General features: G+C 73.0%; 9 protein-coding genes. 5 read left to right on the top strand and 4 right to left on the bottom strand.

Annotation, left to right across the window (positions count from 1 at the left end; all coding sequences use genetic code 11):
* The first annotated feature begins 109 nt into the window (after window positions 1–109).
* The 3 genes from ACNPQM_RS03220 (at window position 110) to ACNPQM_RS03210 (ending at window position 3,897) form a co-directional block, all read left to right on the top strand.
* On the top strand, window positions 110–1,726 hold the full coding sequence (locus ACNPQM_RS03220) for an MFS transporter (RefSeq protein ID WP_418082773.1): 1,617 nt from the start codon (window positions 110–112) through the stop codon (window positions 1,724–1,726).
* A 144-nt stretch (window positions 1,727–1,870) separates the two neighbouring features.
* The gene (locus tag ACNPQM_RS03215) at window positions 1,871–2,290 is read left to right on the top strand and encodes a DUF485 domain-containing protein (RefSeq protein WP_418082772.1); all 420 of its coding nucleotides are present in this window, start codon (window positions 1,871–1,873) and stop codon (window positions 2,288–2,290) included.
* The gene (locus tag ACNPQM_RS03210; RefSeq protein ID WP_418082771.1) at window positions 2,287–3,897 is read left to right on the top strand and encodes a cation acetate symporter; all 1,611 of its coding nucleotides are present in this window, start codon (window positions 2,287–2,289) and stop codon (window positions 3,895–3,897) included. Before ACNPQM_RS03215 ends, ACNPQM_RS03210 begins: the two co-directional genes overlap by 4 nt.
* 74 nt (window positions 3,898–3,971) lie before the next feature.
* Here ACNPQM_RS03210 and ACNPQM_RS03205 read toward each other — a convergent pair whose 3' ends face one another.
* From ACNPQM_RS03205 to ACNPQM_RS03195, 3 genes are all read right to left on the bottom strand, one after another.
* Window positions 3,972–4,865, bottom strand: coding sequence for a cellulose-binding protein (locus ACNPQM_RS03205; RefSeq protein WP_418082770.1), 894 nt, complete (start codon window positions 4,863–4,865; stop codon window positions 3,972–3,974).
* Window positions 4,866–5,052: 187 nt separating this feature from the next.
* Window positions 5,053–7,656 carry an SUKH-4 family immunity protein gene (locus tag ACNPQM_RS03200; protein WP_418082769.1) on the bottom strand — a complete coding sequence of 868 codons (2,604 nt, stop codon included), beginning with the start codon at window positions 7,654–7,656 and terminating at the stop codon, window positions 5,053–5,055.
* A 5-nt stretch (window positions 7,657–7,661) separates the two neighbouring features.
* Window positions 7,662–8,639 carry an SMI1/KNR4 family protein gene (locus tag ACNPQM_RS03195; RefSeq protein ID WP_358857546.1) on the bottom strand — a complete coding sequence of 326 codons (978 nt, stop codon included), beginning with the start codon at window positions 8,637–8,639 and terminating at the stop codon, window positions 7,662–7,664.
* A gap of 301 nt (window positions 8,640–8,940) precedes the next feature.
* Between ACNPQM_RS03195 and ACNPQM_RS03190 the strand changes: the two genes are divergently transcribed.
* The gene (locus ACNPQM_RS03190) at window positions 8,941–9,465 is read left to right on the top strand and encodes a YwqJ-related putative deaminase (protein ID WP_418082768.1); all 525 of its coding nucleotides are present in this window, start codon (window positions 8,941–8,943) and stop codon (window positions 9,463–9,465) included.
* A gap of 10 nt (window positions 9,466–9,475) precedes the next feature.
* Window positions 9,476–10,012 carry an SUKH-3 domain-containing protein gene (locus ACNPQM_RS03185; RefSeq protein WP_358857548.1) on the top strand — a complete coding sequence of 179 codons (537 nt, stop codon included), beginning with the start codon at window positions 9,476–9,478 and terminating at the stop codon, window positions 10,010–10,012.
* Between the two features lie 217 nt (window positions 10,013–10,229).
* On the opposite strand, the gene ACNPQM_RS03180 is transcribed toward ACNPQM_RS03185, so the two are convergent.
* Entirely contained in the window at window positions 10,230–11,546 is a 1,317-nt protein-coding gene (locus ACNPQM_RS03180; protein WP_418082767.1) for a sensor histidine kinase, read from the bottom strand.
* Between the last annotated feature and the right edge of the window lie 125 nt (window positions 11,547–11,671).

The following is an 11,671-nucleotide window of genomic DNA, read 5'->3' as shown; positions in this document are numbered from 1 at the left end:
GATCTCAGGGGCTCCGCCCCCGGGTGGGCCACGGACCGGTCCCGAGGCCCTTCCCGGCAACGGGTGAGACAGTGTCACCGGAAGATAGGTGCATGGGGAAGGGATCTTTATGAGCGGCTCGGACGGCGGCACCGAAGCGAAATCGGGGTCCGGAGTGGGCCCCGTCCGCTCCCCGTCCGCGCCCCGGGGCCGCGGCCCCGTCGTGGCCGCGCTGATGCTCGGCATGGCGCTGGCGGCCATCGACGGCACCGTCGTCTCCACCGCTGTCCCGCAGATCGTCGGTGATCTCGGCGGCTTCGCGGTCTTCTCCTGGCTCTTCTCCGGCTATCTGCTGGCCGCCACCGTCACTCTGCCGGTCTACGGGAAGCTCTCCGACACGTTCGGCCGCAAACCGGTGCTGATCGCCGGCATCATCCTCTTCCTGGCCGGCTCGGCCCTCTGCGCCGCCGCATGGAACATGGCCGCGCTCATCGCCTTCCGGGTCGTCCAGGGACTCGGCGGCGGGGCGCTGCAGGGCACGGTGCAGACGATCGCCGCCGATCTCTATCCGCTCAAGGAACGCCCCCGGATCCAGGCCAAGTTGTCCACCGTCTGGGCCACGTCCGCCGTCGCCGGACCGGTGATCGGCGGGCTGCTCGCCGGGTACGCCGACTGGCGGTGGATCTTCCTGATCAATCTGCCGGTCGGGGCGCTCGCGCTCTGGCTGATCGTGCGCCACCTCCACGAGCCGCCCGGCGCCCGCGGCGCCGGTACGCCCCGGCCGCGGATCGACTGGGCAGGCGCGCTCGCCGTCTTCGCGACCGGCGCCCTGCTGCTGACCGCGCTCGTCCAGGGCGGGGTCGCCTGGCCCTGGCTCTCCACTCCGTCGCTCGGCCTGCTGGCCGCGAGCGCGGTCCTCGCCGTGCTGACCGTCGTCATCGAGCGGCGCGCCGCCGACCCGATCATCCCGGGCTGGGTGTGGCGCCGGCGGACCATCGCCTCGGTCAACCTGGCCCTGGGCGCGCTGGGGCTGCTGATGGTCGCACCGACGGTCTTCCTGCCGACGTACGCCCAGTCGGTGCTCGGCCTCGGCCCGATAGCCGCCGGTTTCGTGCTCTCCGTGATGACGCTGAGCTGGCCGGTTTCGGCGGCCCTCTCCAACCGGGTCTACAACCGCATCGGATTCCGCCGCACCGCGATCATCGGCATGGGCTGTGCCCTGTTGATCCTGCTCTCGTTCCCGCTGCTGCCGTACCCCGGCAAGCCCTGGCAGCCGGCCTTGATCACACTGCTGCTGGGCGCGGCACTGGGACTGTTCCAACTGCCGCTGATCATCGGGGTCCAGTCGACGGTCGGCTGGTCCGAACGCGGTACGACGACGGCTTCCGTGCTGTTCTGCCGCCAGGTCGGCCAGAGTCTGGGCGCCGCGCTCTTCGGCGCCGTCGCCAACGGGGTCCTCGCCTCCCGGCTCGCCGACGCGCCCGTCCCCGGGCTGCCGGGCGACCTGGACACGATCTCCCACGCACTGGACGACCCGGGCGCGCTCTCAGCCGCCGCGACGGACTATCTGCGGCGGACCGTCGACGCCGCTGTCGACCAGGTGTACGTCGGGGCCGCGGTGGCCGCGACAGCGGCGCTGCTGGTACTGGTCTTCGTGGCACCGCGCCGCTTCCCGGTCCTCACCGAGGACGCCGGAACCGGTTCCGCAACCAGGCCCGGAAGCAACACCGAAGCATCACAGAATTAGCCAACTTCATTTTCACAGAGTGAAGTTCAGGCCAACCACTGCCCTACCGCCCTACCCGCGAGTAGTGTTCCCGCTCCCAGCAGCGCTCACGCGCTCCCCCTTGCAGTCCGCCCCGGGACCCGAGCCATGCAAGGAGCGACTCAGATGTCGTACGAGCCCCCGCACGTCGAACCGTCGCGCCGCCCCCCGTACGACCCCGATCTCCTTCTCCCCTGGCAGAGTTCGCCGCCGGCGCCCCCGCCACGCCGTCCGACACCGATCCGCACGCCCCTGCCCGCTCCCGGGCGGCACAGCGATCTGCGCCGGCTGCGCACCGCGTACCGGGTGCTGCGGCGGGTCGCGACCCTGACCGCACTCGGCTACTTCACGCTCTTCCTGGTGCTGTCCGGCTTCGCCCCCGGGCTGATGTCCCGTCCGGTCGGCGGCGGACTCAACGTCGGCCTGGCACTCGGGCTCTGCCAGCTTCCGGTGACCCTGCTCGCGATCGCCCTCTACGAGCGGACCGCACGGCGCACGGTCGACCCGCTCGCCGCCGCACTGCGAAGGACAGGAGCGGCCCGATGAACTGGATCGACGAGTCAGCGCAGGCGATGTCCCTCGTGGCGTTCATCGCGGTCGCCTCCGTCACTCTGCTGCTCTGCGTGATGACCGGCCCCGACCACGACGACCTCGCCGAGTTCTACACCGGCTACCACTCGCTCTCCCCCGTCCGCAACGGCCTCGCCATCGCGGGGGACTACCTCTCCGCGGCAACCGTCTTCGGCGCCAGCGGACTCGTCGCCCTCACCGGCTACGACGGGCTCGTGGTCGGCCTGAGCACCTCGCTCTCGCTCGTCCTTCTGATGTTCCTGCTCGCCGAACCGCTGCGCAACGCCGGCCGGTTCACCATGGGCGACGTGTTCGCCCGCCGCGCCCCCGGCCGCGCGATCCGGATCACCTCCTGCGGCGTCACCCTCGCCGCCCTTCTGCCACTGATGGTCGTCCAACTCGCCAGCAGCGGCGATCTGATGGCCTTCATCCTGGGATTCGACAGTTCCGGCTTCCGCACCGGTTCGATCATCGCGCTCGGGATCATGATGATCAGTTACGCGGCGATCGGCGGGATGAAGGGGACCGCCCTGATCCAGATCATCAAGACGGTCTTTCTCGTCGTCGCCTGTCTCACCATCTCCGCACTGGTCATGAACCACTTCGACTGGTCCGTCGCCGCGCTGCTCGCGGCCGCCCAGCGGGGCAGCGGGGCCGGGGCCGCCTATCTGCAGTCGGGGCTCCAGTTCGGCGGCAGCGGCCTCGACATGGTCAGCTCCGAACTGACTCTCGTGCTCGGCGTCGCCGCACTGCCGCACGTCACCATGCGGATGACGGGCGCCCGCAGCGCGCGGGCCGTCCGCCGCTCGATGTCCTGGGCGGTCTCCGTGGTCGTCGGGATCTCTCTGCTGCTCACCGTGATCGGTTTCGGTGCGGCCGCGTTGGTCGGCCACGACCTCATCGTCGCCGCCGGGGCACAGGGCAACAGTTCGGTGCTCCAGGTCAGCGGTGTACTCGCGGGCAGCGGGAAGATCGGCGCACTGGTGCTCACGGCGATGACGACGGCGATCTTCCTGACCCTGCTCGCCTCGGTCGCCGGAATGATCCTGGCCTGTGCGAACTCGCTGGCCCACGACCTGTTCGTGCACGGGATGCGCGACGGGAGCAGGCAGCCGGTCGCGGACCGGACCGAGATGGGCGCCGCGCAGGCCGCGGCGGCCGGCGTCGGGCTGCTCGCCATCGTCCTCGCCGTGGCGGCCCGTCACTGGAATCTCCAGGCGCTGGTGACGCTCTCCTTCTGCATCGGGGCGTCGGCGCTGTCCCCGGCGCTCGTCTACAGCATGTTCTGGCGGCGCTTCACCCGTACCGGGCTGCTCTGCACCCTCATCGGCGGCACCGTCGCGGTCCTCGTGCTGATCACCGGCACGAATCTGGTGTCGGGATCGCCCGGTTCGGTCTTCCCCGAACACGACTTCAACTGGTTCCCGTTCACCACGACCGGCCTCGTCTCGATCCCGGCCGGATTCCTGGCGGGCTGGCTGGGCACGGTGCTGCCCCGGCAGACCTCCGCCGCGGCGCGCCGACGGTACGAGGGGGAGGAGCCGTGGATCCTCGCGGGCGCGCCGCCGGCCTCCCGCCGCTGAACACCGCCGCCATCGGCCGGGCCCGACCCGCCGCCAAGGACAGGCAGGCCGAACCGCCTCCGGAGGCCTGCGGATCAGTTCCCCGCGGGCGCCACACGCCCGGTGAGCGCCGCGAGCGAATTGCGTACGTGCGCCATGTGCGCCTGCACCTCCTCGCGGCCCTCCTCGTGCTCCCGCAGGATCCGCTCGGTCTCCCGGACCACCCGCTCGTCGCGCACCCTGGCCGCCGTGATCAGCGCGGCGGCCTGCGCGTCGGCGTCCTCCTGGCCGTGCCGCGCCGCCTCCTCGGTCTCTGCCAGGGCCCGGCGCGCCTCGGCCAGCCGGGCCTCCGCCCGGTCGATCAGCTCGTCGTGCCGTGCGGCCTGGGCTGCTTCGGCATCCGCCAGTTCACGTTCGGCGGTCTTCCAGCGCTCGGTGTGCTCTTTGTCCTGGCCGGCCAGCACGCTCGCGGTGCGGCGGCGGGTCTCCGCCATCGCGGCCTCCGCCTGATCGCGCTCCTCTTCGGCTTCCGCGCGGGCAGCGGCGAGCAGGGAGTCGGCGCTGTGCTGCGCCGCGGCCACCGTCTCGTCGGCGTGGGCCGCGGCTGACGACCGGAGGGCGTCGGAGTCCGCGCGGGCGGCGTCGCGGAGCTTGCGGGCCACCGCGTCCGCCGCGTCCCGCAGCGCCTGCCCATTCTCCTGCGCGGTGCTGCGTACGGCCTGCGCCTCCGCGTCGGCCAGCGCCAGGATCTCCTGGGCCCGCTCGCCGAGCGAGGCGTACGTCTGCGGGGCGAGCGTGGCGACGACCTCGGCCAGCCGTGCCGACTCGGCCTCCAGCTCCTCCGCCAGCGCGGTCAGCCGGGACACCCGCTCCAACGCCTCGTCCCGCTCCGCCGACAGATCGGCCACTCTTCCGTCCACCTGCTGCGGGCGGTAGCCACGTCCTCGCACCACGACGAAGCCGTGCGCGGACACCGGTGCAGCACTCATCCTTGAAGCCTCTCTCCGACTCTCCGACCACCAAGCAATACGCCAAGGATGCGGCAATTGGCAGAGAAGTCCGAATCCATCCGATGGTTTCCCGGAGGGAAGCGACAGGTGTCACATGCAACAAGGCGCCCGGATCCCCTGGCGGGGGTCCGGGCGCCTCGTGCTAGGCAGGTCGGGTCGGATCAGGTCAGATCAGGCCGTCCCACATCTGCTCCAGCAGCACCGACCACCAGCTCTCCGGCGACGCGAGCGCCGCCGGGTCCAGTGCCACCAGCTGTGCCTGGAAGTCGACCGTCCAGCGGCCCGCCTGCTCCGGGTTGAGGCCGAAGCGGAGCCGCCACATCCGGCCGAGGAGCGCCATCGAGCGCGTGAACTCCGGCAGGCCGGTGTTCACGAACTGCGGCGGCACCGGCTGCCCGCCGGGACCCGCCTCCACCGGCACGGCCACGATGTTCGCCGTGCCGTACTGGACACAGATCGCCCGCCCGAAGTCGGACCCCACGACCAGGTACGACCCTGCGTCGGTGGCCGGCTGCACCTGCCGCTGCGCGGCCAGCTCGGCCAGCGTCGGCACCACCGGCTGACCCGGCTGCGCCCAGTAGAACGGCCCGAAGTCGGCGGGCAGGCCCGCCCACACCAGCGTCCGCGCCACGATCTCCGGCACGCCCTGGCGGGACACCGCGCGCTGGTCGAAACGGAGCACGCCCTGCGGCCCGAAGGCCTGCATCAGCTCCTCCGCGACGGCCTCCGGCGGGATCGGCATCGCGGGCGGCATCTGCGGCAGCGGGGCCCGCACCGGCGCCGGGCGCGCCGGACCGTCCGCGACCTGGTGCAGCTCCCCCTGATGAGTGAGCAGATGCTGCATGCCCTGCTGGCGGCTGGCGTGATCGGTGCCGTACGGGGCGACGCTGGTGATCCGCACCTGCGGCCAGGTCTCCCGGATCATCCGCGCACAGTAGCCACCCGGCAGCTCGCAGGACTCCAGCTCGGTGTGGAGCTCGATGACCTCCTGCGGTGGCACGTTCATGGCCCGCAGCTCGTGCAGCATCTGCCACTCGGGGTGCGGGGTGCCGGGCGCCGAGCGGCGGATCAGCTGCTGCTCGCTGCCGTCGGGCGCGCGGAAGCGCAGTACGGCCTGGTAGCCGGGGCCGACGGTCGGCTGACCCGTCGGCGTCTGCGGATAGCCGTACGCCGGGGGCGGCGGGGTGTGCGGATTCGGCGGCACGGGACCGGGCGCGCCCCCCGGCGGCATGCCGGGGGCCCCGGGCGGGCCAGGCGGGCCGACCTGGGCAGGTCCCGCGAGCATCGTGGCGGCATGGTGCGCGCCACCACCGGGCGGCGGCGGAGTCGACCCGGGAGGTCCGGGCGGGGCGGGAGGCTGCGGGGCGCCGGGCGGGCCGGGGGGCCTGGGCGCGCTCGGGCCACCCATGCCCGGCTCGGCGAGCATCGTCGCTGCCTGATGCACTCCGCCACCGGGCGGGGGCGGAGTCGACCCGGGAGGTCCGGGCGGGCCGGGAGGCTGCGGGGCGCCGGGCGGGCCAGGGGGCCTGGGCGCGCTCGGGCCACCCATGCCCGGCTCGGCGAGCATGGTCGCGGCGTGGTCGAAGCCGCCACCGGGCGGCGGCGTCGAACCGGGAGGTCCGGGAGGTCCAGGAGGCGCGGGCTGTCCGGGAGGACCGGGAGGACCGGGAGGCTGAGGTGCACCGGGCGGGCCGACCGGCGAGACGAGCTGCGTCGGCAGATACCCGCCCGCCGGGGCACCGGGCGCGCCAGGACCCGAGGGCGGCGGCACGGGCGCACCCGGCCTGGCACCCGGCGTGCCGGGGGCACCGGGCGGCGGCGGAGTAGCCGACCCGCTGACGCGCGCACCGCGCGGCGGCACCGTGGCCTTACTGGTGGTGGCATCGGCGATGTCACCGCTCCCGGGGGCACCCGGCACGGGGGCACCCGGGAGGGGGGCACCCGGGAGGGGGGCACCCGGGAGGGGGGCACCCGGACCCGGCGGGTTCAGGCTGGAGGCGATCGCTGTCTTGGGCAGCCGGCTGCCGCCTGACATCAGCGCGGTCGGCGCTTCCGCGGAGACCACCGGCGGCGGGGTGCCGTCGTCATCGGCGCCCGAGAGCGGCGGCGCGAACACGGTGGCCGGCAGCGCGACCGCCCCGTCGTCGGAGTCCGCGTTGGTGTCGGTCCCGGCCCACGGGGTGGCCCCGGTGGCCACGCTCGGCGAGGAGGCCGGAACGCCGTCGGGGGCGGTGGGCTCATGCTCTTCCTGCGCACCGGCGCCCTGCCAGGGCTGCTCACCGGACGGCGTCGCGGAAGGGGCCGCCTGCGCGGGAACAGAAGGAGCCGGAGGCACGGAGGGCGCGGAAGAAGAGGAAGGCGCGGGGGGAGGGTTCCCGTCGCTCTCCGCCCGCCGGTCCGGTATCCCGAGCTTGTCCGCCGCTTCCTGGAGCCACTCCGGCGGGCTCAGCAGGAATGACGTCTGATTCAGGTCGACGCGCGCCGACGGCACCGGGGCCGGGGCCGCGGCGACCGTGCCGTACTCCTCCTCGTACCGCCGGATCACCTCGCCCACCGGCAGTCCGGGCCAGAGCGTCGCCTCACCGCTGTCGCGGGCGATCACCAGCCGCTGCCGGCCGCCGTCCGAGGCAGGGCCATCCGCGCGGTCCTCGGCCCACACCACGAAGCCCAGCTCGAACTCGCGGACCCGCACCTCGCGGTGCTGGTACGCGGGCACGTCTGCATTGACCCACTCGTCCGCGCGCTCCTGCGCCTGCGCAAAGGTCACCATTGCGCTCACCCCTCCACCGGGACGGCCCGCGCGAAGCCGCCGTCCACCATCAGGTTCGCCACGGTCTCCAGCTCCGGCGGGTTGCCCGCCAGCCGCTGCAGGAAGGCGTCGAAGTCCGCACCACAGGGCAGCAGCAGGCGGTCCACGCGCTCCTGCACGCTCCAGCCGTCCTGGTCCCGGGCATCGTCGTACGCGCAGAACCAGACCGAGCCGGCGCCGTTGCCCCGGACCTTCACCGCGAGCAGGCCGCCCTGGACGAAGCCGACGCCCAGGTAGTCCTTGGTGAGGTGGTCACGCAGACACTTGTTGACGTACACCAGGTCGTTCACCGCGGCCTCGTCACGCACCGTGAAGAACGGCTGATCGACCAGGAGACCGAGCTCCGCGTCGAGCGCCGCACCGACCGGGGCCGAGCCGCCGGCCGCCTTCAGGAACGAGCGGTACGCGCCCGGCAGCCGGTAGCCGAGATCTTCCTCGACGCCCTGGATCTGCTGCTCACTGACCGCGACCGCGCCCTTCGGAAGCCGGAAGTGCGCGGGCCGGGTCTCCTGCAGCGGACGCGTGCCCCGCTTGTTCTGGTCGACCGAGGTGGTCGCGAGACCACCGTGGTGCCGGAGCAGTGCCTTGACCTCGACCGGGACGAGCTCCATCCGCCGGCCGCCCGCCACGTGGTGCCAGGTCCAGCCGTGCGGGGTGGCGACCGCCGGAATCGTGTCCCACAGTTCGTGGCCGCTCGCCGCCAGCGCCGCGTTGGCCGAGACGTAGTCGGTGAGCCGCAGCTCATCGACACCGAAACCCTGCGGAGGCTCGGCGATCTCGGCGGCGGCGCGTGCGTACGGCGCGAATACCGGGCAGCCGTTCTCGTCCACGCGCACACCTCTGGGGTGGCGGGACGCCCGGACCGGATCCGGGAAGTGCACGACCTGCCCGGCATAGGCCGCGTTCGGTGGCGCGGCTTGCTGCCCGAGCCGACCTGTCGTCATGGCGGTAGCCCCCTGCTGCGTCTGTCTGGTGAGGACCGACCTGCCCATGGGGACGGTCCGGCCACAGCCTATGCGGTGGCGCAACAGGGGGTCTCACCCCTCCGCTTCCCTTCCCGTTCACTTCCGCCATCCCCTCCCCCTCGGTCACGAACCGTCACAGCTCAGTGACGGACGAGCGTCGGTCAGGCCACTGTCCGCGACACGCAGACACGTTTCACCGACCCAGCTTCCCCACCGACTGGCACATTTGGCAGGCTGTCACCGCAACTCGGGGGGATTGCACGGGAGGGACATTCGCACCATGCACACAGCACGATCAGTCACATCCGGGGATCCGCGCCTCAACTGGAGCAGCACCGGAACGCACAGCACACCTCGTCTCCACCAGCGCCGCGACGGCATCCTGCCGGCCGTGGCCGCAGCGCTGGCCGTCCGCGGCGAGACGCTGACCTGCACGGCGGGCAAGGGCGACCAGCCGCCCGTACTGCACCCACTGGTCCAGGACTTCCTCGACACGCTCACCAGCGGGCAGCGCGAACGCTTCACCGGCCGCTGCCCCGAAGCGATCCTGCTCTCGCGGCAGCTCACCGCCGCGGAGACCAGCCGGTCCAAGCGGGCCCAGCGCAAGCCGCTGACCAGCGGGGAGGCGCGGCGCGCACTGAAGCACTCGCGGCTCACCGCGCGTCGGATCCGCGAGGACGGCGACCCGATGCACGGCAGTTACGCACCACCGTGCCGCTCCTGCACGGCGATGCTCGCCCACTTCGGCGTCCGTCCCGTCGACCTCACCACCACCAGCGCGGTGACCACCGCCGAGAAGGGCTGATCGCGCGCCGATGCACGACCGAACCGACCTTCCCCAGCAGAGCGACCGCGGGACCCGTGCGGACCGCGCCTCCGCCACCCGCTTTCCCGTCGCCGTCGACGCCGCCCTGCGGACCGCGGGCTGGCAGCCGGGACGCTGGGACATCCGGCAGGCGGAGGAGTGGGCGGACGCGCTGCGCGCCCACACATCGCCGGCCGGACACCAGCACGCCGTGTTCCCGGCGGCGGTGGAGGCCTGGGCGGAGTTCGGCGGCCTGCACATCACGGCGCCCGCGCCGGGCCGGCAGATCGCACCGGCGTCGGTGCGGATCGACCCGCTGAGCGGACTGCACCTGGCCCGCACCCTCGGTGACCTCGGGCGGGCGCTGCAGACCGAGGTCAGCCCGCTGGGCGAGGAGGGGGACGGGCAGGCGGTCCTCGCGATCGACGCCGAGGGGCGGGTGTACAGCATCGACCACACCGGGGACTGGTTCCTGGGCGCGGACATCGACCAGGCCCTGGCGACGCTGATCGGCGGGTTCCAGCCGGAGCGTCTGACGTCGGGCTGAGCGGGTTCCGGGGCGGGGCGGGGGCGTCCGGGGACCGCTCCGTCCTCGATCGCCGGGCGGGCTTCACCTGCCGGCCCTCTCGGCCCGCACCCGTGACGGCGGGAACGCACCGACCCCAATCGCCGGACGGGCTCGACAAACCGGCCTGCGCAGCCCGCACCCCTCACGGGGTGAGCGCCGCGTCCTCATCGCCGGACGGGGCGGGACCGCAGGCGGGTTACACGGCCCCGCGGGCCGGGAGTACCGCCGACACCCGGAAGCCCCCCGCGTCCGTCGGGCCCGAGACGAATACGCCGCCCAGGCCCAGCACCCGCTCCCGCATCCCCACCAGGCCGTTGCCGCCGCTCGGCAGCCCCGCGTCCGTCGCGGCGCCGTCCGACGGGCCGTTCTCCACCTGCATCGCGACTTCCGAGCCCCGGTGCGCCAGCCGCACCCACGTCTTCGCGCCCGCCGCGTGCTTGTGGACGTTCGTCAGGGCCTCCTGCACCACCCGGTACGCCGTCTGTTCCACCTCGGGGGCGTACGCGCACGCCTCGCCGTCCACCGACAGCTCCACCGTCATCCCGGCCGCCCGTGACTGCCCGACCAGCGTCTCCACCTCGTGCAGCCGCGGCCCGTCCTCCGTGGCGGCGGCCGCAGCGGCGGCTGCCGCCACGCCCACCGCGGCGAGCGGAACCTTCGCGCCCCGGGGCACCGCCGGATCCCCCGTCCGCAGAACGCCGAGCATCTCCCGCAGTTCGGTCAGGGCCTGCCGGCCCATGTCGCCGACCAGCGCCGCGTTCCGTACCGCCTTCGCCGGGTCCTTCGGAGCGACGGCCTGCAGGGCGGCCGCATGCACCACCATCAGGCTGACCCGGTGCGCGACCACGTCGTGCATCTCGCGCGCGATCCGGGTCCGCTCCTCCGTGCGCGCCCATTCCGCCCGCTCCTCGGCCCGGTCGGCGAGCAGCGACAGTTCCCGTTCCAGTGAGTCCGCCCGCTCCCGCAGACTCTCCATCAGCCGGCGCCGCGCCCCTATGTAGAGGCCGAACAGCACGGGCGGAGCCGTGAGGCCCAGCGACATGAAGAGGGACGTCAGCGGTACATACCAGTCGCCCGGCCCGAAGTCCCCGGACTGCAGGGAGACGCTCTGCCGCAGCCGTACGTACGTGACGATGAACGTCCCGGCCAGCGACATTCCCATCAGCACCACGATGATCCGGCGCGGTACGTCGGACGCGGCCAGCGTGTAGAGGCCGACCAGGCCCATCAGGAAGCCCATCTCGGCAGGCGTCGTCGCGATCGCGACCAGCACCACGGCGATCGGCCAGCGCCGCCGCACCACCAGAACGGCCCCGGCGAGCAGGCCGAACACCACCCCGACGGGCACCGGCAGCCCGGTGTCTCCCGCGAACGCCACACCTTCCAGTGCGCATTCCAGCGCCGACAGGAGCGCCAGCCCCACATCCAGGGCGACACTGCGCCGCCGTTCCCACCACCCATAGCCGCGAGTAGTTGTTCCTGCGCCTTCCCGGTATGCCCCCGTTGCGGTCATGGCATCCAGCCTACGGGCGGGCGCACCTCATTTTGGGGCTACGCGGATCACAGCGCGCCTCGCCGGGCGCACTCACCCGTCGCGTCGAAGGCCGGTGGTACGGCATAGTGTTGTCTGCCCGGTCG

It is taken from the genome of Streptomyces sp. NPDC056231, assembly GCF_048270745.1.
Lineage (GTDB): Bacteria > Actinomycetota > Actinomycetes > Streptomycetales > Streptomycetaceae > Streptomyces.
Note: the sequence above shows the minus strand (reverse complement) of the source record. Positions and strands in the feature narration are given on the sequence as shown.